We start from the raw sequence: 23,920 nt of genomic DNA, 5'->3' as shown, positions 1-23,920 counted from the left end.
ACTCTTACCATGTCCGCATCGCGGAACCGGAAGCCGTTTCGCTGGTCGATCCCTCTCGGGAGGATCGCCGGGATCCGGATAGCCGTGCATGTCAGTTTCTTCGTGCTGGTGGCTCTGTTCGCCGTCGCCGAGTCTCAGCCGGGCGGGCTCGGTGTCCGCGACGGGCTCCTGTGGTTGGCCGTGATATTCGGGTGCGTCCTCCTGCACGAGCTCGCTCACAGCGTCGTTGCCCGCTCGAAAGGTCTCGTAGTCAACTCGATCATCCTGCTGCCCATCGGTGGCGTGTCGCAGATCGAGAAGATGCCCGACGCCTGGCAGGACGAGCTCGAGATCGCTGGGGCAGGTCCGCTCGTCAGCCTCTTGCTTGCCGTCGTGGCAGCGGTCGCTGCCCTTGCGAGCGGAAGGAGCCTGTTGCCGGTGAACATCTACGGTGGCGCGCTCTTACCGCGGCTGGCCTGGCTGAACCTGGTCCTGGGGTTGTTCAACTTGCTCCCGGCGTTCCCGCTCGACGGGGGGCGCGTCCTGCGAGCCCTGCTGGAGAGGCGCGGCGATGTCGGTCAGGCAACCCGTACGGCGGCGCGGTTCGGGCGGGGACTGGGCGTCGCGATGGTGATTGTCGGAATCTTCTGGAACCTCTGGTTGATCGTGATCGGTGTGGTCGTCTACCTGGCTGCCACCCAGGAGGAGAACTTGGCCGCCGTTCACAGCCGCCTCCGCGGTCACGCCGTGCGCCAATTCATGCGCTCGCCAGTGACGACCGTCGATGCCGGGCAGCCGGTCGAAAGCCTGGCGCGATGGTGGCGGGGACCTCAGGTCGTGACCCGCGACGGGCTGTACTACGGCATGATTGACACGTCGGAAATCGACCCTGCCGGTTCGCAGGAGGTGGTGGGGGATCTGGCTGACCGGAGCGTTCCCGTCCTCGGCCCGAACGACGATCTCGGGCGCTCGGCGCTCGACCTTCTGCTCAGCAGTGGTTACCGGGTCCTGCCGGTCGTCGAGGAGGGCAGAGTCGTGGGCGTTCTCGTCGTCGACGATGTCGGCTCCTGGCTGCGGAGAGCCGCGTAAGAGTCTCCTCCCGGTCCTGATCTGACTGTCAGAAACAGGTGCCCGCTACAGCAAGGCCGCAGATACCATTGGGGCACCGCCACCGGGCGGTCGATGTTCACGGCCGAGAGGGTGGGTTCATGAACGAGCCCGAACACCTCCAAGGGGATAAAACGGGCGCGTTCGCCGGGTTCGACAGGGGCTCGCGACGAGCCGAGCCGGAGTTGCTCGGCGCGGTCATGTCCCTCATCCCCGATGCCGCGGTGGCTGTGGGCGGAGACGGTGTGATCGTCTTGGCCAACGAGCAGGCGGAGCGCCTCTTCGGCTACCCGCCAGGGTCGCTCACCGGCAATCCCATGGAGGCGCTGGTGCCCGAGCGGCGACGGAGCCGCCACAGAGGGCACCGGGTGTCCTTCACCGCCGCCGCCGAGCCGCGTGCCATGGGAGCAGGGCTCGAGCTCAGCGGGCGCCGCTTCGACGGAACCGAGATTCCTGTGGACATCAGCCTCGCGCCAATCGACACTGCCGTTGGGCAGCTGGTGATAGCGGGGATTCGGGACATGAGCGAGCAGATGCGCGCCCAGGCGGTGCAGGCGGAGCTCGCCACGCTGGTGCGCTCGTCGTTTGACGCGATCGTGTCGACCACCCTCGACGGGCACATTTCCAGTTGGAACCCCGCGGCGCAGACTCTGCTGGGTTACTCCGTCGACCACATCATCGGCCAGCACATCTCGGTCCTGGTTCCCGCGGAGGAGTCCCTTGCCCTCGAGGAGCTCCTAGATGCCGCGTCCCGAGGAGTCCAGGTCGCTGCCAGGGACACCAGGTGGCGCGATCGCGCTGGGAAGGCGATCAATGTCGAGATCACCGTGTCGCCGCTCGAGGACCAGACCGGCAGGCTGCGCGGCTTCTCGGCGATCCTTCGCGACGTCTCGGAGCGCAAGCGTGTAGAGCGAGAGTTGAACAGGCTCCTTCAGGAAGAGGAACGCCTGCAGCGGGGCTACGCTGCCTCGGCGGAAATCAGGCTCGCCTTGCTTTCCGAGACCACGCTGGAGGGGTGCCTGACGCTCATCTGCGAGCGGGCGTCCGAGTTGGTAGATGCGCCCGTGGCGGCCATCTGCATCAGACGCGACGATACAACCCGGGTGGTCGCCGGGTCAGGACCGGCCTCCACGCTCGTTGGCTCGGTGCTCCCCCAAGGTCGGTCTTTCGCAGAGAAAGTGATCGAGTCCGGCCATCCTCTCGAAGCGGACACACGCAGCGAGATCTCGAACGCGGAAGTCCCCGACGACATGCCGGGCGGACCGACGTTCGGTGTCCCGATCGTGTCTGCGGAAGGCCGCTCCCCCTCCGCAGCCCTGACATTCGTCCGGCCTGCCGGCGCCCGAGAGTTCGAACCGGCCGTACGGTTGCTGGCGGAAGCCTTGGCAGCTCAGGCAGCCCTGGCCTTCGAACTGGACGGAGCCCAGCGGCGGAAGCAGGAGATGCTCCTGCTGACCGACAGGGACCGCATCGCGCGAAACCTTTACAGCCAGGTCATACACAACTTGTTCGCCGCGGGCCTTCAACTGCAGGGATCCATGCGTCTCATCTCCTACAGCGAGGCTAACGAGATGGTGTCGGCAGCGGTACAAGCCATCGATACCGCGATCCGGGATATCCGCAACACGATCTTCGAGCTGTCATCCGACACGAACCGAGAACCTCTCGGCTAGTCACGGGCCGGCAGCCGGAACCGGTGGGGCGGGTCCGATCCGGCGCTCGCAATCAAGATGGCGGTCTTCGTGTAACCGTCCGCGAACGCAGCCGGCTGGCGCGACAGCCAGCTGTCACCGTGAACCGGAAGATTCTCGAGATGCAGATGGTCGTCTGTCGCTGCCATGACTCCGCCGTAGAAGGCGTGATCCTCGCTCTCGGACTCCACCGAGGCTGCCCGAGTGCGGGCCTCCTCTCTCAACGCCCTGATGGCACTCCGTACGACAATTTCCAACCCGGGCGTGGCCATTCTCGCCTCCGTGACAACTGTGGTCCTGATCTCAAGGTTCGCTCTCGGAGCCCCGCTCCGATAGGGCCCAACGTCCCTTTGTCCGGCGGCGGCTCGCGCTGACGACGATCGAGGTGAAAGTGGGATTTCGGGGCGTTCGGCCCTAGTCGCCTGGAGCGTCTCGGCCGCAGGCTGGGGTCGTGACAGAGCCGAAGTCCGCTGCGGTGACAGACCTCGAGGATTGGGTCGAGGCGAATGCCGAGATTTTCGAATCGGTCGCCCGGGCCTCGGGCACGGCGAGAGAGCTCGTCCATCTCGCGGCCGTGTTCGTCAAGTCAGGGCTGACCGACGAGCAGATCCTCGCTGAGTGCGAGGCCTTGGTCCCGCGATTCGGTTCATCCCAGCCGGTCGAAGCCGGTCTGCAGCGGGCGCTCCCGCTGCTGCGCGCGGCCCTCGACGGGCCCGCGCATCCCGCCGGGCACGACCGATGACGCTCCTGCCGCCCGACCAGTCCAGGTGGAACGCTCCGATCTCCGAAGGGCCGGAGCCACCCCAGAAGAAACGCTCCGGGGTTGGAAGAGCAGCCCTCGTGGCGTTCACCCTGCTGCTCATCGGGCTCACCGCCTATGTGGGCGCGACTTCGACGCCGGCGCCCCAGCCGACGAAACTCATCTACTCGGCCCTACTCTCCGACGTTGCGAACGGCCAGGTGAAATCCGTCGAGATCAACCAGTCCAGCGGCAAGATCGACGGGACCTTCCTCGACGGCAAGAAGTTCACCGCGCAGGGGCCGCCGGGCGGCCTGCCCGAATCCGACCTGACTCTGCTGGACAGTCACCACGTGCAACGCAGCTATGCCACGTCCAGCAGCTCCGGCAGTCTGTGGTCGAGCATCCTGATGTGGGTTTTCCCACTCGGGCTGATCGCGCTCTTCTTCGTGTGGATGTCACGCCGCGCCCAGAAATCTCTGGGCGGCTTGTCGGGCTGGTCGCGTTCGAAGGCAAAAGTGCACGTGACGGATCGGCCCTCGACGACCTTCGATGACGTAGCCGGCTACGAGGCGGTGAAGCAAGAACTCGGTGAGATCGTCCGCTTCTTGAAGGAGCCCAACCAGTTCAGAGCGATCGGCGCGCGAATCCCCAAAGGTGTACTGCTTGTCGGCCCACCCGGAACCGGCAAGACACTGTTCGCCCGGGCGATCGCCGGAGAAGCCGGTGTTCCCTTCATCACGATCACGGGCTCTGAGTTCATGGAGATGTTCGTGGGAGTCGGCGCCGCTCGCGTCCGCGACCTGTTCGAGACCGCACGCCAGAACAAGCCGGCGATCATCTTCGTGGATGAGATCGACGCCATCGGGCGCAAGCGCGGGGCGGGTCTCGGAGGTGGCCACGACGAACGCGAGCAGACCCTGAACCAGTTGCTGTCGGAGATGGACGGCTTCGAAGGCCAGGAGGGAATCATCCTGCTCGCTGCAACCAACCGGCCAGACATACTCGATCCAGCCCTCATGCGGGCGGGACGGTTCGATCGCCAGGTGGTCATACCGCTGCCAACCCTCGATGAGAGGACCGCCATCCTGGGGGTGCACTGCCGCGGGAAGCAGATGGGATCCGACGTCCGGCTCGACGCCTTGGCGCGGGGGACCCCCGGGATGAGCGGAGCGGATCTCGAGAACCTTGTCAACGAGGCCGCCCTGATCGCCGTCAGACGCGGGAGCGACCGGATAGAGACGGTCGATCTGGATTCCGCCCGTGAGCGGGTACTGGTCGGACTGCGCCGCACCTCTGTGGTGCTCAGCCGGGAGGAGAAGCGAATCGTCGCCTACCACGAGGCCGGCCACGCCCTGCTGGCTCACCTGCTGCCCCACGCCGACCCGTTGCACAAGGTGAGCATCCTTCCGACAGGCATGGCTCTCGGTGCCACACAGCAGCTGCCGGTTGAAGAGAGGCAAATCGAGCAGTTGCCATACCTCCAGGATGCTCTGGCAGTCCGCCTCGGCGGGCGCGCAGCGGAAGAGGTGGTATTCGGCATTCCCTCGACGGGAGCCCAGGACGACCTCGTATCCGCCACTGAGCTCGCCAGCCGCATGGTTCGGGAGTGGGGAATGTCGAAGCGGATCGGCAACATGGCGTGGGGACCGATGGGACCCGTGTTCCTCGGCGAGGACCTCGTCCACTCCCGCGATTACTCGGACGAGACAGCGAGGGTAATCGACATCGAGATCGAACGGATCCTTTCCGAACAGGCGCAACGGGCGAAGAACGTTCTAGCCATGCATCGACCGGCACTGGACGCCATCGCATCTGCGCTCATCGAGCAGGAATCTCTGGATCGGCCGGATATCGAGCGGATCCTGACAGAAGTAGAGCCGCTGTCCTTAGTGGAAGGGCATGAAGGGCATACAGAGGAGGAATCAGATGTCGCCATGGTGGAGCAGTCACAAGCGGCAGGCACGGCCGTGCGAACGTTGCCGGGAGACGGCAGCTCTCCACGACGGACTCTGCAGCCGGTGCCGACGGGAGACGTCCGGGGACGTCGAGATCACCAGACCATGGGCAAGGCGCCGCACGAGGCCAGGCACCCCGGACCTTGAACCTCCTCATGACCGGCCCTGGCTGCATCGCGGTGGGGCATGAGAGTGCGCCACTCGGGAATGAAGGAACCGACGCTGACGTTGAATTAGTTGGATCCCCAGAATGAGGGGTCCGGAAGGAGGTTTAGGGATGTGATCAGAGATCCTGCCTCCGTCGGGAGCGAGGGCTGACGGTTCTCGAATGCAAGGGCGTGAGGCTTTGGGGTTTTCGAACCAAAGCCAGCCAGCGGTCATCAGGTCCCGTAAGACCTTATTCGACCGGATGCTCTCATCTCCTGAATAAAACTGGGCAAGAGGGTCCGCCAGACCAATGAGGGTTTTGGCGGGCCTTTCTGTTCGCGCCGGGATCCGAAACTACTGTGCGTCCCCTTTGGATGGATCGACGTGGCTCTGAAGCCCGGGCACCCGCTGCTGGAGGACCGAGACGATGTGTCGGAGCGCTTCCTCGGGGCTGTCGCAGGTATGGAAGAGGTTGGTGTCCTCAGGGGACACGTGACCGTCTCCGAGGACCCTTTTCGTGATCCACTCCTCGAGTCCTGACCAGTAGGAGCGGTCCATGAGGACCACGGGAAAATGCAGGATCTTGCCGGTCTGAGCCAAGGTCAGGGCCTCGAACAGCTCGTCAAGTGTCCCGAAGCCTCCGGGGAAGACCACGAAGGCTTCGGCGTAGCGGACGAACATCGTCTTGCGCGCGAAGAAGTACCGGAAGTCGATCCCCAGGTTGACGTACGGGTTCAGCTTCTGTTCGAAGGGCAGCTCGATGTTGCATCCGACGGACACTCCTCCGGCGTCGCTGCAGCCGCGATTGGCTCCCTCCATGATCCCCGGGCCGCCGCCGGTGATGATGGCGAAGCCCACTTGGGCTGCCAACCGGCCGAATGTTCGAGCTGCCTCGTAAGCCGGGCATCCCGGGGCGATGCGGGCGGACCCGAACACACTTATCGCCGGCGGGATATGGGCGAGGGCGTCGAATCCTTCCACGAACTCCGCCGTTATCCGCAGTGCCCTCCACGCGTCCTCGTGAACATCGGCCCTGGTGGCAAGCAGTGCCGAGTCTGCAGTCGTCGGATCACCCAGGCCGGAAGTGACCCGCCCGCGCCGCCGGCGGGATATCTGCGGAGTCACCTGATCAGTCACTCGATTCGATCAGTCACTCGAACGGCCCAGCGCAAGTCGATCGAGTTCGGCTTCGGCGATGATGCGGTCCACGACCTCGATCACGCCGGGGACCTGTCCGACAACACTGCAGATCACCGATGCGTCCACTGGATGTTCCACCGTCCCCGACAGGACGACCACGCCGTCACGCACCTCGGCGCTGACATCGTGGCCGGGACCCCACGCCGGAGTGTCCAGAATCCGGGAGATGTGCTGCCGGACCTCGCCGTCCGGGCGTACGAACATTCGAAGGATGTCGTGGCGGGACAGCACGCCCACGAGCCGACTCTGGTCGATCACCGGCACCGTCCGGACGTCCCGCTCGAGCATCCGCCTGGCTACCGCACCGACGGGCTCGTCCGCCTGGCAGGTGACCACGCCGGTGGTCATGACCTCCTCGGCGGTCAGACCCTCGGAACGAACGGTCCAGCGCCCGGCATCGTCTGGAGGCAGACCTGCGACGAATGCCGCCAGGTTGTGGTGACGGACCGTCGGGTATCCCTCCCGGCAGATCAGGTCGGCTTCGCTGACCACGCCGACCAGCCGGTCGCCGACGTCGATCACCGGAACCGTGCGGACATCGTGGTGGAGCATCGCTTGGGCGATGTCTTTCACCGTGGCGGTGGGTTCGACCACGACAGGATTCGGTGTCATGAGATCGGTGGCTCGGACAGGCAGGCTTGCCGTCACGCCACGAAGATCCTCGTATGTGTCGTGACACTGGCTCATGTGCCTCTCCTTGTCTCACGTGTAGGGCTTCTCCAGGTCAATCGTGCATCGCTTGCCGGCTCGGCATGCAGGGCCAGAGGTCCCTTTGGCCAGGACCGATCGCCGGAAGAGAGCGTCGCAGCAACCGCAGCGATCGGGACATACGACTGAGCTCGAGGGGCCTTTAGACCCTGCCGCCGGGTTCCGCGATCGCGGATGCTTGTCGCATGGCACTCTTCAGGAGAAAGGGCTCGTCCGAAGCCGCTCGAGATGCCCTGCGGCGGCTCGCACGGGAGCAACACCCCAGCACTCATGTGGACAACATGTCCGCCGTCGAAGCCCGGGGGCTGGGGCGCCACCCCGCCCTGGATGACAGGGACTGGGCGCAGATAAACGAGTTGCTCGTCGAGGGGGACGGGGCCACCCGTCGGTCACCTGAGCCCGATTATCGTCTTCATGCGCTCATCCAGGCTCTCGACGAACTGCGATCGTTCGTACGCGACGAGCACATAGCCGGGGCGACCCACGTGAGGAACTGCCTGCTCGATGTCTGGTCCATCGCCCGGGAGATCGATCCTCAACTCGTCGGCCCTGCTGAAGCACTGCTGACGAGCCTGGTCAGCCGCGACCTCGTCGGTGCCGACGAGATCAACGATCTGTGCGATTGGACCGAGCGGGCGGCGACGGGCCGGCGAATCCGGCACGTATCCGGCTGATCAACGGTCTCACCTCGTCACCCGCAGGGCCTTCCTTTCGGGATCAGGCGCCGTGGTGCTCGAAATGCTGAACCGAAGCGTCCGATCCGGGGAAGTACAACCCCTCGTGGCCTGAGTCGCCCCAGCGCACCAGATAGGGGGGTCCTCCATCCGCTCCCCGCGCCTCGAGTACCTCGCAGTCCCGATCTGGCTCCCCGATGTGGTGGCCCTTGATGACAATCCGATCTCCGACGCTTGCCTGCACGGCAAACCTCCCTCGTGCGATCACTACATCCCAGGATCCCAAACCGCAACGCCTGAGATAAGGGCCGAAGGTCCCACGTTGCGACGAACACCACCGTCAGTCCACCAGGAGAGCTTCACGGGCTGGTCGTGTCTGCCTTGGGCGAACTGTGGAGACCGAAGTTCTTCAACTCCGGGTTCGCCATCCACGGCGACTCGTACGTGCCGCCCGTCCCGGTGTCTCACGGGTGCGTGCGGGTGGGCAACGAAGCGATCGACTGGATCTGGGCGCAGAACCTGGCGCCGCTGGGGACAGCGGTGTGGGTCTACTGAGCGCCTGCGCAACGACCGTCCCTGCGTTCCCATCGGTGCGGAGCCTCATGCTGCGCCTTCCACGACAATCACCGCGGCACCGCGAACCCGGTCGTGCGCGAGGTCGGACAGTGCCCGGTCGGCCTCCGCAAACGGGTAGGGGGTCGTGGTGACGTCGATGTGCAGGCGTCCAGCGGCGAGGAGCAGCTCCTCTCCGTCGGACCTGGTGTTGGCCGTGACACTCGTGAGAGTCCGCTCCTCGAAGAGATGGCGTTCGTAGGAGAGGCTGGGGATGTCGGTCAGGTGAATCCCGGCCACCACGAGAGTCCCCCCACGATCGAGCGCGCTGAGCCCCACGGGCACCAGGGTGCCCACCGGGGCGAACAGGATGGCGGCGTCAAGGGGCTCGGGAGGGCTGTCCGTGGCGTCGCCGACGGATGCAGCGCCGAGTTCGAGAGCGAGCTGCCGTGCGTCTTGCGACCGGGTCAGGACGTGCACGGTCGCACCTTCCCGAATGGCGATCTGCGCTGCCAGATGCGCCGACGCACCGAAGCCGTAGATCCCGAGGCGCCCGAAGCGTGGGAGGTTCGTACGCCTCAACGCGCGGTAGCCGATGATGCCGGCGCACAGGAGCGGCGCCACATCGGTATCGGAGAAGTCATCGGGCAGGCGGTAGGCATACCGCTCATCGACGACGGCGTACTCGGCGAACCCTCCATCGGCGTCCCAACCGGTGAAACTCGGCTGGATGCACAGGTTCTCGCTGCCCGCCCGGCAGAACCGGCACCGACCGCACGTCCCGCGCAGCCACGCGATCCCGACCCGATCCCCTTCCGCGAATCTGCCGGCCCCCTCGCCCAGACGATCGACGACACCTACGATCTCGTGGCCCGGCACCACGCCCCGATGACGCGGAGGCAGGTCTCCTTCGGCCAGATGGAGGTCCGTCCGGCAGACTCCACAGGCTCGGACCCGCACCCGCATCTGTCCGGGGCCGGGCACAGGCACCGCTCGTTCCACGAGCCTGAGGGGACCCTCATCGACGGGTGATGGTCGCTCGACGATCCAAGCTTGCACCTGAACAGGTTCGCGCCATTGGCGGGCAGGTAATTCTGCGAACCTGTTCAGAGGTGACCTTAGACCCTGATCGATCCCGAGCCTCCGAGTATTGACTGTGCACATGCGACGCCATGATCGACCGAACCGTAGGACGCCCGGCGCACCGCGTGGGGCGCGCCTCGACGAAGCGGTGGTGGAGGAACTCGAGGCGGAGGACCTGCCGGCGCCCCGGGTCGTCGTCGGAGTGGACGGTTCCCCCGAGTCGATGCGCGCCCTGGCATGGGCTGCCGCCGAGGCACGGGTCAGGGCCGCCGTGCTGCAAATAGTGCACGTCGACGTCTTCCGGCACGAGGTCATGGAACTCTTCGGGCCGGGAGTGCTCCGAAGCGAGCGAGCGATCCTCGACGAAGCGGCAGCGCGGGCAAGATCGTTGGAGCCATCCGTGGTCGTGGACGCTAGGTTGTGCGAGCCTCCCGCCGGTGATGCTCTCGTCGACGCGAGCGAGGACGCGGAGTTGCTGGTCGTCGGGTCGAGCGGGGCCGGCGGGTTCAAGCATCTGGCTCTCGGCTCCGTCAGCGCCGAGTGCGCGCTCCGTGCGAAGTGCCCCGTGGTCATCGTGCCCTCAATCACGCGGCTGGCGGGACCTGCGGACGCGGACACCGACGGACCGGTCGCGGCGGGTGGGCACCGTCCAGGGGCTGGTGATCCCGACTGACATCGGCGGACACGTTCGCCGCCGCTCTGCCGGCAGGCTGGCTGGAAAGTGGTCTGTCCGCTTCTGACGTTGAAGCCAGGATCCAGCGGAAACCCGACAGATTCGCGAATCAGACATCGCAGTCGTGGGTCGAGATTCTGCGCCGCAACGCGCTCACCCGCCTCAACTTCCTTCTGTTGATACTGGGTGGCGCAACCCTCGTCACCGGATCCGCTCCGGATGCGACCTTCCTGGCAATCGCACTGATCAACACGTTGGTCGGGGTGGTGCAAGAAACGCGAGCCAAGCGTGCTCTTGACGCTTTGGCCGTCCTCAGCGCTCCGACGGCCAGGGTGCTACGCGACAGCAAGGTGGTAACCGTCGCTCCCCAGGAGGTGGTGGTCGACGATCTCCTGGAGCTCCGGCCGGGTGACCAGCTGTTGGCCGACGCCACCGTGGTTGCTTATGGCGGGGAGGTGGATGAGTCCTTGGCTACCGGGGAGTCCGAGCCCGTGGTCAAGCAGCCCGGAGACCAGCTGCTGTCAGGGTCCTGGCTGGTGTCGGGCACGCTCAGGGCGAGGGTGACGAGGGCGGGCGACGACGCCTATGCGAACCGGCTGGCGGCCGAAGCTCGGCGCTTCAGCCTCGCTCGATCGGAGCTGATGCGGGGGATCAACCAGGTGCTCAGATGGCTGACCTGGTTGATGGTCGTGATCGCTCCGATTCTGATCGTGAGAGAGCTGCAGTCCGAACCGTGGAGGGTCGCCATCCGCCTGGCTGTCGCCGGTCTCGTGGGGATGATCCCCGAAGGGCTGGTACTCCTGACGACCCTGGCCTTTCTCGCCGCCGCGCTCCGACTCGGGCGCCAGAACGTGCTCGTGCAGGAGATGCCGGCCGTGGAGACCCTTGCCCGGGTCGACGCGCTGTGCGTGGACAAGACTGGAACCTTGACCGAAGGCGGGATCTCCTTCGCCCGGATGGAGTGGGATGAGGAGACCGGCAGCCAATGGCGGCCCGACATCCAAGCCGCCCTGGCATCCCTGTCGTCGTCCAGGGAGGCCAACGCCACCATGCTGGCCATTCGGGCGGCCGTCACCTCGGAACAAGAGTGGGTCCCGATCGCGCAGGTTCCCTTCAGCTCGGCCCGCAAGTGGAGCGGAGCGACCTTCGCGGGTCACGGCACCTGGGTCATCGGAGCACCCGAGGTCATCCCTGCGGCTGATCCGTCCCAACTCCTCGCCAAGGCAGTAGTCATAGCCGAGCGTGGCGCGAGGGTCCTGGTCCTCGCGAGAGGTGATGCTCCTCTGCAGGGGACCGAACTACCTCGTGACCTGAGCATCGTGGCGCTCGTCGAACTGCGCGAGCGGGTCCGTCCTGAGGTGGCCGCCACGCTGGCCTATTTCGCCGAACACGACGTGACGGTCCGGGTCATATCAGGTGACAGTGCGGCGACGGTACGCAGTGTGGCGGATCGAGCCGGGCTCCCCGGGGCCGACCGGGCCGTGGACGCGCGCGGGCTCCCCGGTGACGACGAACTGTTCGGCGAGGCAGTGGAGCAGAACCGGGCGTTCGGGCGGGTCACCCCCGATCAGAAGCGCGACATGGTCCTGGCGCTGCAGGCCCATGGTCACACCGTCGCCATGACCGGCGACGGTGTCAACGACGTCCTCGCTCTCAAAGAAGCGGACCTCGGCGTCGCGATGGGGTCCGGTTCGGCGATCACACGGGGCGTCGCCCAGTTGGTGATCCTTGACGACAATTTCGACGTGTTGCCGGCCGTCGTGGGCGAGGGACGGCGCGTGCTGGCGAACATCGAGCTGGTGGCTGCACTGTTCCTGGTGAAGAACGTCTACTCGCTGGTCCTGTCGGTAGCCGTTTCGATAACCGGGTGGCCCTATCCGTTCCTGCCGAGGCACCTCACCCTGATCAGCGCCGTGGGTATCGGTATACCGGGGTTCTTCCTGGCCCTCGCCCCGAACACTCGCCGGTTCACCGAAGGATTCCTTCGCCGCGTCCTGGCGTTCGCGCTGCTCGCCGGGAGCCTCACCGCGGTGGCGGTACTGCTGACATACGCAGGAGCCCGAGCGGAGGGCCTGCCCGGCGACGCCGCCAGAACGTCAGCGATCATCGTCACCGTTGTGGTGACCCTCTGGATTCTGGCAATCGTCGCGAGGCCCTGGACGTTGGCCCGCGTCGCGCTCGTAACCGGGATGGCTGCATTGTTCGTAGGCGCGTATCTCACGCCCGGGGTCAACGCATTCTTCTCGCTGGACCACCGCCCCGGCTCGGAGGTCACGCTTCAGGCCCTGGCGTTCGGAGCGGCCGCCGCCCTGCTCATCGACCTCTTGAGCCGTACCCCGCAAATGCGGAAGCTCACCCGCCCAGAGCCGTGACAGCGGTCCGTCCGCCGTCACGCAGCTATGCGCCGGCCCGATATCAAACGGTGGACGCGATGGATCCCCCGCACGGGTTCCAGGAACATGAGTGGGCAGGCTCCGTCGACAACCCGGGCACCGTTCGCCCGGCAGATCTCCACCGCCTCATCGGACACGGAACCCTGGCCGGCGCCGCGATGCAGCCAGACTCTCCGGATGCCGCGGTCGATCGCGTCGCGTACCACCGCCGCAGCGGCTGAAGACGGGACCATGACGAAGGCGCCGTCGACTGGATCGGGCACATCCGCGAGCGTGGAGTAAGAGACGTCGCCCTCCAGCGGTACCCCGCCCGCGGAGGGGTTGACCGGATAGAGCGTGATCCCGCTTTCTCTCAGTTTGCGGTAAACGGCGTTCGAGAACTGCTTTGTATCCCTTGACACTCCCACGAACGCGACATGGCGCTGTGTCAGGAACTCCTCGATGGTTGCACGGTCTGGCAACTCATCCTCCTCTCAACTGTCGGTCTTCTACCTCACTGTGGGGCGCCGGAGGCGGCCGTCCGCAGAGTCGAACGGCCTATTCGCGACTTCCCGCGCTCAGCAGCTCGGTGTCATCCGCGAGCGACAGGTAGCTCTCGTCTTCCTGGCTGGTGTGCAGCCGCAGGATCGCGTACAACCCGTAAAGGAGGATTCTGATCTCTTCTACCTCCTGTCCATCGGGCGCGTCAGCGCCGATCTCATCGATCAGCCGTCCGAGCCGGCGGATCTGGTGGGCGATTTCAATGTGTGCTCGGCTCATGGGACCGGTCGGATCGCTCCCTCCGAGGATGCGCTCGAGAGCTGGATACAGGATCTCCTGTTCTGCCGCCTCGTGGGGCCAAACCGTCTCGCTGAGCAGGCGGTATGCCTCGCGGACCCTGTCGCGAATCTCATCGGCTCCGATGTCGCCGAGAGAGTCAGCTATCGACCGGACCCGATCTATCGACTCCCGAATCTGTACGTGTTCATCGCGGAAGCGCCGGGTCAAGAGGCTGTCTTCGGAGTTCAGAACGATTTCCGACTTGGCCGGAGCCATTGACCTGAGAGCGTTGAGAATGACGGCGACATCGATGCCTTCTTGGAGAAAGGCACCCCACACCGCCGGCAGAAACCCCATGGCGGCGACTCCCATGGCGACCAGGGACATCACCATCCCGGCGACGACGCTCTGGATAGCGAGAACTCGCGACCTGTGGGCGATGTGCCGGGCTTCACCCAAACGGTCGATCCGGTCCACGGTCAGCACCACGTCGGCTGCCTCCGACGAAGCGGTCGCACCACGCGATCCCATCGCTACCCCGACATCGGCCAGCGCCAGGGCAGGCGCGTCATTGATCCCGTCACCAACCATCATCGTCGGTGCATTCCGCCTCTCCAAGCGAACAGCGTCAAGCTTGTCCTCCGGAGCTCGGTCGGCGAGAACCTCGTCGACTCCGATTGCGGCCCCAACGCTTTCAGCCACCTCGGCCCGATCGCCGGTCACCATGACTATCCGGCTGATGCCGCTGTGCCGCAACGACCGGATGGTTCTGGTGGCATCGACGCGTACGGGGTCCTCGAGGAGCAGGACTCCAGCAGGTTGGTCGTCGACCGATACGAATACCGTTATCGACCCATCCAGCCTTGCCCGCCGGCGGGCCGACCTCACCCACGACGGATTGCCCGTCAGACCGACCCAATTGGCCTTTCCCAAGGAAACCTGCTTCCCGCCGACGTCGCCTCTAATGCCCCTGCCCGGCACTTCCTCGACCCGGCTCGGGATCACCAGGTCCATACCTCGCTCCCTGGCCGCTTGGACGACAGCGTGGGCGAGCACGTGTGCCGATACCTGATCCAGGGATCCCGCCATGCCCAACACCTGGTCGCGATCCATGGACCCCGCCGTGACGACGTCCACCAGCACCGGATGCCCACTCGTCAAGGTCCCGGTCTTGTCGATGAGGAGGGTGGTGCAGCGCGCCAGCCGCTCGAGTACCCCTCCGCCTTTGATCACGACGCCACGCCGCGCCGCGCGTGACAGCCCGGCAACCAGAGCTATGGGTGCAGCGAGAATCAGCGGGCACGGCGTTGCGACTACCAGGACCGCCACAGCTCGCTCCGCCCCGGCGACCATCCACGCAGCGCCCCCGGCGAGCAGGCTGAGCCCGAGGAACCAATTCGCATAGCGGTCCGCAAGGCGGACGAAAGGAGCGCGAGAAGACTCGGCTGCGGATACAAGTCTGACTATGGAGGCATAAGCGCTCTCGGACGCCCTTGCTGTCACCGCAAGGTCGAAAGGAGAGGAGACGTTGACCACCCCGCTGCGTACGGGTTCGCCGGATGCTCGCTCCACCGGCCTCGACTCTCCCGTCAAGTTCGACTCGTCCAGGACCGCACTGGACAGGAGATTGCCGTCAGCCGGGACCAGTTCTCCTGAGCGGACCATCAGCCGATCTCCCGGACGCACGAGGCCCGCTTCGACGGTCCGTAACCCCCCGTTTTCGTAACGGTGAGCGCTCCGGGGTGCCCGGTCGGCGAGGGCGCGCAGATCACGACGAGCACGACCCTCTGCCCAGTCCTCGAGGAAGCGGCCGCTGGTGACCATCACACCGATCACGCCGGACGCCAGGTATTCGCCGACAGCCAAGGCGCCGGTGACGGCCAACAGCGCGATCACATCGACGCCCAAACGGCCGGCTCGCAGACCACTCACCATCGCCCACAGAGCGTCGGCGGCGCCGACGGCTCCGGCAGCCATCCAGATGTCGTCGCCCGGGCCGGGTGCTCCGGCGGCATGCGCGATGGCACCGGCAGCCAGTAAGGCCAGTGCGGACCCCAGAATCAGAGAGGAAGGCCGGCCGGTCGACATCGAATCACCTCGCATCCCTCGAGCTTCTCGAATTCCGAGATGTCGACCGTCACAGGTTCGTAACCCAGATCGGCGAGTATCTCCGCGCTCTTCGGGCAGTCCACCGCCATGAGAATCCTCCCGCCACCGAGGTCGACCACATGGGCCCCGGATTCAGTCGAGGGCACCTCCGCCCGCCTCGAGGGGGCGCCGGGGCGGGCAACCAGGGCCGCCGCCAGCGCCACGTCAAGAGGCTCGCGCTCGATCATGTGACGATGCCATCTGCCAGCTTCGGGCTGGGTTCCCTCATCAGTGCAACCCTCGACATTGTCCACTCCTTCGTCCGACCTCACAAGGTGGATGACCGATTCTCCCTCCGAGTGGAGAGCCGGCAAAGGGGACCTTCGGCCCTATGGAGATCCGGTGAGGCAACCCATGCTAGGAACATGACGGAGATCAGTGTCGGGTCGATGCCCATTTCCACGCTCGTCTCGGAGAGCGTCGTGTGGGTAGCCCCTGACGCGTCGCTGGTGGAGGTCGCGCGCACCTTGGCCGACGCAGAAGTGGGCGCAGCCATCGTCCGCAACGAGGCAAGCGCCGAGCCGTCCGGCATCGTGTCGGAACGTGACCTGGTCAGAGCGATCGGCTCCGGCCGCGACCCGAGGGATACCACCGCCTCCGAAGTCGCGCACACGGAGATCGCATGGGCCGACGCGACCGCGACCGTCGCGGAGGTCGCCGAAGAGATGATGGACCAATACGTGAGGCACGTCCTGGTGGAGGATTCCGGCCGCTTGACGGGCGTGGTCTCCGTCAGGGACCTGTTGGGTGCCTACGCCGCGGTCGACCCGGCCCTCGAATCCGACTAGCCGCAGGGAAACGAGAATCGAAGGACAATGTGACCTTCGGCCCACCGGAGAGTGACTCTCGGTATCGAGACTCATCCACCCCGACGCTGCAGAGTGGCCTCATGGAAGATGCTCACCATCCGACCCAGAGGATCAGGGTGCTGGTGGGATCCACGGACACGCATCTGCGAAAGCTTCTCTGCTCCTCAGTCGGCCATGACCGGCGATTCGAGATGGTCGCCCAGGCCACCGACGGTGAGGCCGTCGTCGCCTGCCCAGCCGTCTTCGACGCAGCGGTCGTGGATGTATCGATCGCAGGCCGCGGGATCCTGGGTGTGATGTCGCACCTGCGCTCATCCCCGAGGCATCCTGTGCTCGTGGTGGTCTCACGGACCGATGCGATCTACCTGCGGCACGCCTGCCTCGCCGAAGGCGCCGCCGACTACCTCGTGCTGCCAGGTGATCTCGAACAGCTTCCTGACCGTATAGTCCGAGCAGTGCAGTCTTCGGTGACTCTGGTCAGGTCGGATTAGGAATCGGTATGGAGGAGGTACAGGAGGCTATGGAACGCTCGGACGGGAGCAGCCAAGTCCTGGTAGGGGTCGACGGATCCGAGGGGAACCGTCACGCTCTCGAGTGGGCTCTCACGGAGAGCCGGATCAGAGGTGCAGGGCTCATCGCGGTGTACGCGTGGCACATCCCGGTGTTCGCCTACAGCGCGCCTTACTTCGTGCCGCTCCCGACGGACGAGATGGTCGAGGACGGGCAGAAGATGCTGAGAGAGACCCTCGCCGAGACGGGAGGAGATCCCGACACGGCGGACCTCAGGGTGGCCGAGGGGATGCCGTACAACGTATTGCGTGACCTCGCCCGGGAGCCGGGGGTCGACCTGGTGGTGGTCGGATCCCGGGGCCGCAGCACTGCCGGCGACCTGTTCCTGGGGTCGACGAGCCATGCTCTGTCACATCACTGCCCCAAACCCGTCGTCATCGTCCCGACTGGGAAACACCGTGCCCCTGTCCGCCCGCGGGTTGGGCACATCGTCACGGGCACCGACGGCTCGAGCGGTGCAGACGCAGCGGTTCGCTGGGCTGCAGAAGAAGCCAAGAGGAGCGACTCACTCCTGGAGGTCGTGACCGCTTGGACGTGGACCGCGCCGTTCTTCCCGACGGGCACCGACTTGAGCACCCCGATCGATCAGGTGCTCAAGAAGGCCGCTGACGATGTCCTCGCCCAGACGGTCGATCGTCTGGACCTCCACGGTCTCACCGTGAAGTTGACGGCGGTCGAAGGAGCCGCAGCCGATGTCCTGGTCGAGCGGTCCGAGCAAGCCGACATGCTCGTGGTGGGCCGGCGGGGCCTCGGACCGACGTTGGAGCTGGTGCTCGGCTCGGTCAGCCACTCCTGCACCCACCGCTCCAACGTGCCGGTAGTAGTAGTACCGGTGACATGACGCCTACCGCAGCAACCCGATCTGACGAGCCTCGGACTCCAGCACGTCCCTGACGGAAGGGTGCGCGATGCCGATCAGCGCCCTGGCTCTCTGTGCCAGGGAGCGGCCTCGCAGTTCCGCGACTCCCCACTCGGTTACGACGTGGTCCACCGTGTTCTTCAAGGTGGTCACGACCGAGCCCTCACTCAGTCGGGACCGGATGCGGCTGCGCCCGTCATGGGTGAGCGAACGAAGCACGATGAAGGCCTGACCACCGTCGCTGTACATGGCGCCCCTCGCGAAGTCTGCCTGACCCCCGCTTCCCGACCAGTAGCGACCGCCGATCGTCTCCGACGCGCACTGGCCGAACAGGTCCACCTCGGTGGTCGAGTTGACCGACACGAATCGAGGCTCCTGGCCGATCACGCGGGGGTTGTTGACCCAGTCGACTGGGAGCAACTCGACGGCCGCGTTCTCGTTCAACCATTCATAGAGCCTGGTGCTCCCGAGACAGAACGTGGCGACGATCTTGTTGCGCCGCAGCCGCTTCGCAGCCCCGGTCACCACCCCCGACTCGATGAGGTCCATGACGCCGTCGGACAGCAGTTCCGTGTGGATCCCAAGATGCTTGTGACCAGCGAGTGACGCCAGCACGCCCGCCGAGATCGACCCGATCCCCACCTGCAGCGTCGACTCGTCGGCGATGCGCTCCGCCACGAACTCGCCGATCTTCCTGTCCTCGGGGGAAGGCTCCGCTGGGGCAACGTCGGCTAATCCGTGGGCGCCGCGACACCACCCGACGACCTGGCTGCCGTGCAGCTGGTTGTCACCGTAGGTGCGCGGCATGGCCGGGTCGACTTCCAGGAAGAACGGGGCCTGACCGATAAAGCTCGCGGTGTAGTCGGCGTTGGTCCCCAGGCTGAAGAAACCGTGCCGGTCCGGGAGTGACGCCCGTGCGATCACCAGCGAGAGGCGCGTGGCGGCCCTGAGGAGGGCGGGGACTTCCGAGAAGTGGCTCGGCACGAGGTCGCACCCGCCCTCCCAGTAGGCCTTCCTCGTCGCTGGAGAGAGGAAGTAGCTGACGTGACGCAGGCGGTCACCGAACTCGCCCCTGATGTAGGCCCGTTCGACCAAGGCGTGCATTTGGTGTATCCGAACGCCTTCAAGAGACGCCTGCTGCGCCTCTAGGGCGTCGAGCAGTGTCGGGGGCTCACCGTTGGCGAGTGGGACGACGATGTCGGCGCCTGGTACGACGTGACGAAGAACGTCTTCCGGGCGGCCCTCGCTCGGAGCGTCACCTGTTGGCATCCGGCCACGGTAGCCAGATTCCCTTGCCCGAAAATGAACAAGGCCCCTAAAAGCTGCCGTCGCCCCGTCAGGATGATTTCTCTTGTCGTCTGGGGTGCTGACGAGCTGAGGAGGTACCTCCTCCGCCGGCGTGACGCGCTACCGGTGCCGGCCACCTGACCGCCGGGGCCTCTAGCTTGCAGCCATGGGCTACTGGAGATCGGCGTCCGAGGACGAGGCGATGCAAGACGAGCACGGCTTCATATGGCAGGCGATGCTCGACACGATCGACATCGACCTCACCGGAGCACGAGTGCTCGACGCCGGGTGCAATCGGGGAGGGTTCCTGAGGATGCTGGTCGACCGGGCCGGCATCGCCGAGGGGTTCGGTTACGACCCGGCGCAGACCGCCGTCGAAGACGCTCGCCGGCTCACCGGCGCCAGGCCGCTCAACTTCGAGGCCGCGTCAAGCATCCCCAAAGGTTGGAACGGTTTCGACACGGCGTTCAGCCACGAGGTGCTCTACCTCATAAGAGACATGCACGAGCACGCCGCGACCGTGTTCCAAGCGTTGAAGCCGGGGGCTCCCTATTACGCAGTGATGGGCATGCACGCCGGAAGCGCGCTCATGCGGGCTTGGCACGACGAGAACTCGTCGGCACTCGACCTTCCTCCGATGTACGACCTCGACGCCGTCGCCTCGACGTTCGAAGGCGCAGGGTTCGATGTCTCGGTCGCGAGACTGAGACTGCGGTTCGTTCCCGTGTCTGCGCACCGCGGCGGCCACGAGCATAAGAAGGACCTCCTGCAGTGGCTCGACTACTACCACCAGGAGAAGGTCCTGTTCCGGTTCGCGAGGCCTGCCGGCTCCTAAAGAGGTACCCCTTTAAGACGCCCGCTCCGCCAGCTCGGCCAGGCCGGTATCCGACGCCGCGGGTTCCAACTCCGCCACGAGCACCGTTCGCCCGTTGCGGGACTGCTCGACGTCGATCTTGAGGAACACGTCGACCGTCGTGCCATCCCGGTGCAAGGCGGGCACGAGGGTCGACTTTCCGATGATGGTGGCCTCTCCCGTCAGCAGGAAGTTCGTGAACCCGGCGACGTGGCGTTCCCTCCACTCCGGCGGGATGATGACCGTGACCCTCTCGCCGATGAGATCCTCGGGTTTCCATCCCAGCAACGCCACGGCTGCTTCGTTGACCGCCAGTATGGAGTTGTCGTCATCGGCTGCCACCGCCGGGACTGCGCGGGCGTGGACGTCGGCGGGGTCGTATTCCGTGCGATCCTCCGGGGCAGCACGGTGCGTGAGGCTGTGCTGGCCGACCCACCGCGACGGGGGTCGCCCGTCCAGCTGGTTGGCGACCTCGCTCAACATCCACATGCGGAAACTGCGCACCTCGGGCAGGGACGGACGAGTCAACAGCTGGCCGGACCGGGCTGCGCCGTTCAACACGTCGATCACTTCCGAAAGACGGAGTGCCACGGGGCCGCAGCCACGAGGCATGTCGACCTTGAGCGACAGCGTCGACGCGGTCGGATCCCGTGACATCGCCCGGCTCAGGGCGGAATCGAGCATGTCGTTGAGCCCGGCGACGTCGCGAATATCGGAGGTTCGCACACCTACGGTGCTGCGTCCCGACATGACAATCAGGCGTGCCTCGCGCAGCAGAGCCGCACGATGACGCTGCGCCGCGAGAGAAAGACCGACCGGCACATCTACCAGAGTCACGGTTACTCCCTGGCCCGCAGCGGGGCCGGGAACCGTCCAGGTCGCGCCAGGCTTCAAGTCGGTCTCGCTGGGCCACAACTCGAACCACACCGTCTTTCCCCCAGGAGAGACCTCGACACCGCAAGCTGCTGAGAGATGCTCGACCATGTGCAGCCCGCGCCCGGTGCCAGCCTCAGCGGCCTGCTCGTGAGGGATCGGCAAACGGGTGGCAACCTCGTCGAGGACACGGACGTGCACCCGGCCACCCATCGCCCACACTCTGAGCTCGATCTCCGTTCCGGCGTGGAGGACCGCGTTGGTCACCAACTCACTCGTCAGCAGCTGGGCGATGTAGACCGTGTCCCCGTCGACGCCCGGCAGAGACTCCTCGAGGAACCGCCGCGCGTCGCGCGCACTCCGGGCAACCGGCGGTAGCCGCCGGGACGGAGCGGGTGGCAGGCGTCGCGTCCGTCATTTGTCCCGCTCGATGACGCCTGCCGGCCGTTCCTCGCCGTAGAACGTCCCGGCTGAGTCGCGCACCTCCGTCAGACCATCGGTGTGCATCACCATCAAGTCGCCTTTCTCCAGCGTCAACCTCTGCGCCTTTCCGCCTAGGTCGTCGACGACACCGAGCGTGATACCCGTCGCCGGCAACTCCTCGACGATACCGCTGGCGCGGCGCACCATCGCCGGGGGGGGTGCCCCGCCGAGGCGAAGGCGACCTGCGCCATGCCGCCCCGACGGACCACCGCAACCACCGCCGTGCAGAACCGCTCGATCGAGCGGTTCTCCTCCTCGCAGAGCATCAAGTTGGAGAACCGCAGCATCGCCTTCTGCGGCAGGAAGCGCAGCGCCTCGGCTTCGCTCACCAGCTGCCGGACCGGTCGTAGCGGCCGGACCGGTCTCCGCCTCGGCACCCTCCGGCACCGTTGTCACACCCGGAATGTCTACACCGTGGGGGGGGAGGAAGTGGACATAGCGCTGGTCCGGCTGGGCTGTGGTTAAAAAATCCGCCGGCGAGGTATTGCCAATAGTGGATGAGCCGAGGGGTTGCATCGAGAGCGGAACCAGCCGCACTGCTGATCAAACCAGCGCGCGTTGTACAACAGGTGGCTGCCCAGGAGGCGGCTCCGCCGTGCCGGCACTGATCGTCCTTCTCCTCGCAGCTGCTGCTGCATTGGTCGTCGCCGCCCACTGGAAGTCCGCCTACCGGGATGCACGCTCGGTCCAGACCTATCACACGACTCTCGAGCACCTCCAGCACATGGCCGGCGGTTCGGCGGCCGCGGCCGAGACCCATGTGAAGGTTCTCCCCGGGGCTCAGCTTCGCTTCCAGCAGTTGTCGCCGGCGGGGGGCGGGAAGCGAAAGCCGGGGGCGACGCTGCCCATGGTGTCACCGCCGGCGGGGGGGCGGAAGCTGATGTTCGTCGACGAGTCTGTGGCCGGGGCGGCGGTGCCCGGGGCGGCTGAGACCCGGTCGGCAGCTGCGAGGAAGAATCTGGGGCCGGCTGCGGCCCCCGAGACGGCTCCCGCGCCGGCGGTCGGCGCTCTGCCTGGTGCACGACGGCGGCGTCTGCCCGCGGTCCCTTCACTCAGGTCGCCCGCGCTTCGCATGGTAGCGGTGGCCGCCGCCTCCGCCCTCGTCGCGGTGATCGCCACGATGGCGTTCCGATCCGGGGGCGGCGCGCCGGTGCATCAGGCGGCTTCTCCGAAGATCCCCGCCGCCGTGCACGCGCCGAAGGCGGCAACCGCGCGGCATCCAGTGCAAGTGCCGGCCCAACCCGTGCCGCTCGCATCGGGATCGACCGCCTACTCGGCCGCGTACGAGGTCGGCTCGGGCCCGGTCGACCTGGGCCTCGTCGCGGTCCAGCGATGCTGGGTCGAGCTGCGCACAGGATCGACCACGGGCCCGATCGTGTTCGAGGGGCTCCTTGCGCCCGGCGACAGGAAGTCGTTCGGCGCCCTCCCGGGACTCTGGCTGCGGATCGGCAACCCCGCGGGGTTGAACGTCGTGGTCGACGGGACGGCAATCCCGCTGCCGCCGACGGCGACCCCCTACGAGGTCACCGTGGAGAGCGCCACCGCCCCGAGCACCGGCTGACTGCCCCGGCCACCTCGACCCCGGCAAGGACCATCACGTAGAACGACCCGGCGAAGACGGCCTGCCCGCCCACCTCCGAAGTGAGCTCGCTCGCTTTGAAATGGCGGCGGAAGACCCGGTGCGCGCTCCCGTCGGGAAGCGTGCGGTCCTGCCACTCCTCGGATGCAACCCCGTCGGGGCGGCCGGCGTCGAGGATCAGCACCTCGGGTGCAATCCTGAGCGTCTCGTCCATCAGGACGCCGGCCTCATCGGGAAGCAGGAGGCCGTACAGGTGCGAAACCAGGGCGCGGTCAAACGACCCGGCCGCGAACGGCAGCGCCATCGCGTCCCCCCGAATCGGGACAGCGTGCTCATGATCCCTGGCGACGCGCGCGACCGCGTTGGCGCTCTGGTCCAGGGCGACTCCCCTCCCGGCCAGCATCCCGGTGAAGGTCCCCGGCCCGCACCCGACGTCCAGGAAGGTCGCTGGCGGCAGGGACCGGAGCAACTTCTCGACTTCCGCAGCCTCGGCTGCGACGTCGCCACTGGTGCAGGGAACGCCTAGGCCCTGCCAGTAGGCGACCGCGTTGTCGATGCCGGGTGGTCGTTGGAGGGAGCGAAGGTCGTAGTACTCCCAGGTAGAGCGGTTGCTCACACCAGCAGCTTCTTGGGGGCCTTGCGCCGCCATGCCTGCTCCAGGAGCTCGCGCACCTCGTCACGATCGGCATGGCGGAGGTCGATGCGCAGACCGCTGAGCAGATTGCCCCACCAGAGCTCCGAGTACACAGCCGGGTTCGATGCAGCAAGCGACCGGGTCTCGATCCTCATACCCCAA

At 66.2% G+C, this 23,920-nt stretch carries 26 protein-coding genes and 1 pseudogene; 14 read left to right on the top strand and 13 right to left on the bottom strand.

Annotated features, from left to right (window positions below; genetic code table 11):
• The first annotated feature begins 9 nt into the window (after positions 1-9).
• Both VNF71_01885 and VNF71_01880 read left to right on the top strand, forming a co-directional pair.
• Positions 10-1,068: a site-2 protease family protein gene (locus tag VNF71_01885; GenBank protein ID HVA73301.1), complete on the top strand. Its 1,059-nt coding sequence runs from the start codon at positions 10-12 to the stop codon at positions 1,066-1,068.
• Positions 1,069-1,187: 119 nt separating this feature from the next.
• Positions 1,188-2,759 (top strand): PAS domain S-box protein, encoded by a 1,572-nt coding sequence (locus tag VNF71_01880; GenBank protein ID HVA73300.1) that lies wholly within the window; start codon positions 1,188-1,190, stop codon positions 2,757-2,759.
• Here the strand turns inward: VNF71_01880 and VNF71_01875 are convergent.
• Positions 2,756-3,049 (bottom strand): hypothetical protein, encoded by a 294-nt coding sequence (locus VNF71_01875; GenBank protein HVA73299.1) that lies wholly within the window; start codon positions 3,047-3,049, stop codon positions 2,756-2,758. The two genes, VNF71_01880 and VNF71_01875, sit on opposite strands and share 4 nt — an antisense overlap.
• A 179-nt stretch (positions 3,050-3,228) precedes the next feature.
• Between VNF71_01875 and VNF71_01870 the strand changes: the two genes are divergently transcribed.
• Both VNF71_01870 and ftsH read left to right on the top strand, forming a co-directional pair.
• Complete coding sequence (locus VNF71_01870; protein ID HVA73298.1) at positions 3,229-3,519, top strand: hypothetical protein; 291 nt, start codon at positions 3,229-3,231, stop codon at positions 3,517-3,519.
• 98 nt (positions 3,520-3,617) lie between these two features.
• Positions 3,618-5,621, top strand: coding sequence for an ATP-dependent zinc metalloprotease FtsH (gene ftsH, locus VNF71_01865; protein ID HVA73297.1), 2,004 nt, complete (start codon positions 3,618-3,620; stop codon positions 5,619-5,621).
• Positions 5,622-5,975: 354 nt separating this feature from the next.
• On the opposite strand, the gene VNF71_01860 is transcribed toward ftsH, so the two are convergent.
• Complete coding sequence (locus VNF71_01860) at positions 5,976-6,758, bottom strand: TIGR00730 family Rossman fold protein (protein HVA73296.1); 783 nt, start codon at positions 6,756-6,758, stop codon at positions 5,976-5,978.
• Between the two features lie 9 nt (positions 6,759-6,767).
• Positions 6,768-7,508 carry a CBS domain-containing protein gene (locus VNF71_01855; GenBank protein HVA73295.1) on the bottom strand — a complete coding sequence of 247 codons (741 nt, stop codon included), beginning with the start codon at positions 7,506-7,508 and terminating at the stop codon, positions 6,768-6,770.
• Between the two features lie 206 nt (positions 7,509-7,714).
• On the opposite strand from VNF71_01855, the gene VNF71_01850 reads away from it, so the two are divergent.
• Complete coding sequence (locus tag VNF71_01850; protein HVA73294.1) at positions 7,715-8,203, top strand: hypothetical protein; 489 nt, start codon at positions 7,715-7,717, stop codon at positions 8,201-8,203.
• Between the two features lie 43 nt (positions 8,204-8,246).
• Here the strand turns inward: VNF71_01850 and VNF71_01845 are convergent, their stop codons facing one another.
• Positions 8,247-8,447, bottom strand: a complete 201-nt coding sequence (locus VNF71_01845; GenBank protein HVA73293.1) for a DUF1918 domain-containing protein — start codon at positions 8,445-8,447, stop codon at positions 8,247-8,249.
• Between the two features lie 122 nt (positions 8,448-8,569).
• On the opposite strand from VNF71_01845, the gene VNF71_01840 reads away from it, so the two are divergent.
• Positions 8,570-8,758, top strand: coding sequence for a L,D-transpeptidase (locus VNF71_01840; protein ID HVA73292.1), 189 nt, complete (start codon positions 8,570-8,572; stop codon positions 8,756-8,758).
• A gap of 45 nt (positions 8,759-8,803) precedes the next feature.
• Here VNF71_01840 and VNF71_01835 read toward each other — a convergent pair whose 3' ends face one another.
• Positions 8,804-9,919 (bottom strand): zinc-dependent alcohol dehydrogenase family protein, encoded by a 1,116-nt coding sequence (locus tag VNF71_01835; protein ID HVA73291.1) that lies wholly within the window; start codon positions 9,917-9,919, stop codon positions 8,804-8,806.
• Here VNF71_01835 and VNF71_01830 point away from each other — a divergent pair.
• Both VNF71_01830 and VNF71_01825 read left to right on the top strand, forming a co-directional pair.
• A complete protein-coding gene (locus VNF71_01830; protein ID HVA73290.1) occupies positions 9,918-10,511 on the top strand; it encodes a universal stress protein in 594 nt (197 codons plus the stop codon). The two genes, VNF71_01835 and VNF71_01830, sit on opposite strands and share 2 nt — an antisense overlap.
• Positions 10,512-10,687: 176 nt before the next feature.
• Complete coding sequence (locus VNF71_01825; GenBank protein HVA73289.1) at positions 10,688-12,883, top strand: HAD-IC family P-type ATPase; 2,196 nt, start codon at positions 10,688-10,690, stop codon at positions 12,881-12,883.
• Positions 12,884-12,900: 17 nt separating this feature from the next.
• Here the strand turns inward: VNF71_01825 and VNF71_01820 are convergent, their stop codons facing one another.
• From VNF71_01820 to VNF71_01810, 3 genes and pseudogenes are all read right to left on the bottom strand, one after another.
• A complete protein-coding gene (locus tag VNF71_01820; protein ID HVA73288.1) occupies positions 12,901-13,365 on the bottom strand; it encodes a CoA-binding protein in 465 nt (154 codons plus the stop codon).
• Between the two features lie 76 nt (positions 13,366-13,441).
• Positions 13,442-15,766, bottom strand: coding sequence for a heavy metal translocating P-type ATPase (locus tag VNF71_01815; GenBank protein ID HVA73287.1), 2,325 nt, complete (start codon positions 15,764-15,766; stop codon positions 13,442-13,444).
• Positions 15,724-15,918: pseudogene (locus tag VNF71_01810) on the bottom strand (hypothetical protein). Before VNF71_01810 ends, VNF71_01815 begins: the two are co-directional and overlap by 43 nt.
• Positions 15,919-16,176: 258 nt before the next feature.
• On the opposite strand from VNF71_01810, the gene VNF71_01805 reads away from it, so the two are divergent.
• The 3 genes from VNF71_01805 (at position 16,177) to VNF71_01795 (ending at position 18,031) form a co-directional block, all read left to right on the top strand.
• Positions 16,177-16,599: a CBS domain-containing protein gene (locus tag VNF71_01805; protein ID HVA73286.1), complete on the top strand. Its 423-nt coding sequence runs from the start codon at positions 16,177-16,179 to the stop codon at positions 16,597-16,599.
• A 101-nt stretch (positions 16,600-16,700) separates the two neighbouring features.
• Complete coding sequence (locus VNF71_01800; GenBank protein HVA73285.1) at positions 16,701-17,111, top strand: hypothetical protein; 411 nt, start codon at positions 16,701-16,703, stop codon at positions 17,109-17,111.
• An 8-nt stretch (positions 17,112-17,119) separates the two neighbouring features.
• Positions 17,120-18,031: a universal stress protein gene (locus tag VNF71_01795; protein ID HVA73284.1), complete on the top strand. Its 912-nt coding sequence runs from the start codon at positions 17,120-17,122 to the stop codon at positions 18,029-18,031.
• A gap of 3 nt (positions 18,032-18,034) precedes the next feature.
• On the opposite strand, the gene VNF71_01790 is transcribed toward VNF71_01795, so the two are convergent.
• On the bottom strand, positions 18,035-19,318 hold the full coding sequence (locus VNF71_01790) for an acetyl-CoA hydrolase/transferase C-terminal domain-containing protein (protein HVA73283.1): 1,284 nt from the start codon (positions 19,316-19,318) through the stop codon (positions 18,035-18,037).
• Positions 19,319-19,502: 184 nt separating this feature from the next.
• Between VNF71_01790 and VNF71_01785 the strand changes: the two genes are divergently transcribed.
• Positions 19,503-20,171: a class I SAM-dependent methyltransferase gene (locus VNF71_01785; GenBank protein HVA73282.1), complete on the top strand. Its 669-nt coding sequence runs from the start codon at positions 19,503-19,505 to the stop codon at positions 20,169-20,171.
• Between the two features lie 12 nt (positions 20,172-20,183).
• On the opposite strand, the gene VNF71_01780 is transcribed toward VNF71_01785, so the two are convergent.
• Positions 20,184-21,464 (bottom strand): ATP-binding protein, encoded by a 1,281-nt coding sequence (locus tag VNF71_01780; GenBank protein HVA73281.1) that lies wholly within the window; start codon positions 21,462-21,464, stop codon positions 20,184-20,186.
• A gap of 12 nt (positions 21,465-21,476) precedes the next feature.
• Entirely contained in the window at positions 21,477-21,773 is a 297-nt protein-coding gene (locus tag VNF71_01775) for a SpoIIE family protein phosphatase (GenBank protein ID HVA73280.1), read from the bottom strand.
• Between VNF71_01775 and VNF71_01770 the strand changes: the two genes are divergently transcribed.
• Positions 21,735-22,010, top strand: a complete 276-nt coding sequence (locus VNF71_01770; GenBank protein ID HVA73279.1) for a hypothetical protein — start codon at positions 21,735-21,737, stop codon at positions 22,008-22,010. The genes VNF71_01775 and VNF71_01770 overlap by 39 nt on opposite strands.
• Positions 22,011-22,140: 130 nt before the next feature.
• Positions 22,141-23,106 (top strand): DUF4115 domain-containing protein, encoded by a 966-nt coding sequence (locus tag VNF71_01765; protein HVA73278.1) that lies wholly within the window; start codon positions 22,141-22,143, stop codon positions 23,104-23,106.
• Here the strand turns inward: VNF71_01765 and VNF71_01760 are convergent.
• Together VNF71_01760 and VNF71_01755 are read right to left on the bottom strand one after the other, a co-directional pair.
• A complete protein-coding gene (locus VNF71_01760; protein ID HVA73277.1) occupies positions 23,069-23,740 on the bottom strand; it encodes a class I SAM-dependent methyltransferase in 672 nt (223 codons plus the stop codon). The genes VNF71_01765 and VNF71_01760 overlap by 38 nt on opposite strands.
• Positions 23,737-23,913, bottom strand: coding sequence for a hypothetical protein (locus tag VNF71_01755; GenBank protein HVA73276.1), 177 nt, complete (start codon positions 23,911-23,913; stop codon positions 23,737-23,739). The genes VNF71_01760 and VNF71_01755 overlap by 4 nt, the downstream gene beginning before the upstream one ends.
• Positions 23,914-23,920: the final 7 nt, after the last annotated feature.

The sequence above is a fragment of the Acidimicrobiales bacterium genome (assembly GCA_035533095.1).
Classification (GTDB): domain Bacteria; phylum Actinomycetota; class Acidimicrobiia; order Acidimicrobiales; family Palsa-688; genus DATLUM01.
This window is presented reverse-complemented; position numbering and strand designations above follow the sequence as displayed.

Bases quoted from the DNA above. Each gene is read 5' to 3' on its own strand.
- VNF71_01850 (HVA73294.1), top strand. From the start codon at position 7,715: ATGGCACTCTTCAGGAGAAAGGGCTCGTCCGAAGCCGCTCGAGATGCC.
- VNF71_01815 (HVA73287.1), bottom strand. From the start codon at position 15,766: ATGCGAGGTGATTCGATGTCGACCGGCCGGCCTTCCTCTCTGATTCTG.
- VNF71_01875 (HVA73299.1), bottom strand. From the start codon at position 3,049: ATGGCCACGCCCGGGTTGGAAATTGTCGTACGGAGTGCCATCAGGGCG.
- VNF71_01795 (HVA73284.1), top strand. From the start codon at position 17,120: ATGGAGGAGGTACAGGAGGCTATGGAACGCTCGGACGGGAGCAGCCAA.
- VNF71_01755 (HVA73276.1), bottom strand. From the start codon at position 23,913: ATGAGGATCGAGACCCGGTCGCTTGCTGCATCGAACCCGGCTGTGTAC.
- VNF71_01885 (HVA73301.1), top strand. From the start codon at position 10: ATGTCCGCATCGCGGAACCGGAAGCCGTTTCGCTGGTCGATCCCTCTC.
- VNF71_01855 (HVA73295.1), bottom strand. From the start codon at position 7,508: ATGAGCCAGTGTCACGACACATACGAGGATCTTCGTGGCGTGACGGCA.
- VNF71_01830 (HVA73290.1), top strand. From the start codon at position 9,918: ATGCGACGCCATGATCGACCGAACCGTAGGACGCCCGGCGCACCGCGT.
- VNF71_01800 (HVA73285.1), top strand. From the start codon at position 16,701: ATGGAAGATGCTCACCATCCGACCCAGAGGATCAGGGTGCTGGTGGGA.
- VNF71_01790 (HVA73283.1), bottom strand. From the start codon at position 19,318: ATGCCAACAGGTGACGCTCCGAGCGAGGGCCGCCCGGAAGACGTTCTT.
- VNF71_01770 (HVA73279.1), top strand. From the start codon at position 21,735: ATGCCGCCCCGACGGACCACCGCAACCACCGCCGTGCAGAACCGCTCG.
- VNF71_01835 (HVA73291.1), bottom strand. From the start codon at position 9,919: ATGTGCACAGTCAATACTCGGAGGCTCGGGATCGATCAGGGTCTAAGG.
- VNF71_01785 (HVA73282.1), top strand. From the start codon at position 19,503: ATGGGCTACTGGAGATCGGCGTCCGAGGACGAGGCGATGCAAGACGAG.
- VNF71_01805 (HVA73286.1), top strand. From the start codon at position 16,177: ATGACGGAGATCAGTGTCGGGTCGATGCCCATTTCCACGCTCGTCTCG.
- VNF71_01880 (HVA73300.1), top strand. From the start codon at position 1,188: ATGAACGAGCCCGAACACCTCCAAGGGGATAAAACGGGCGCGTTCGCC.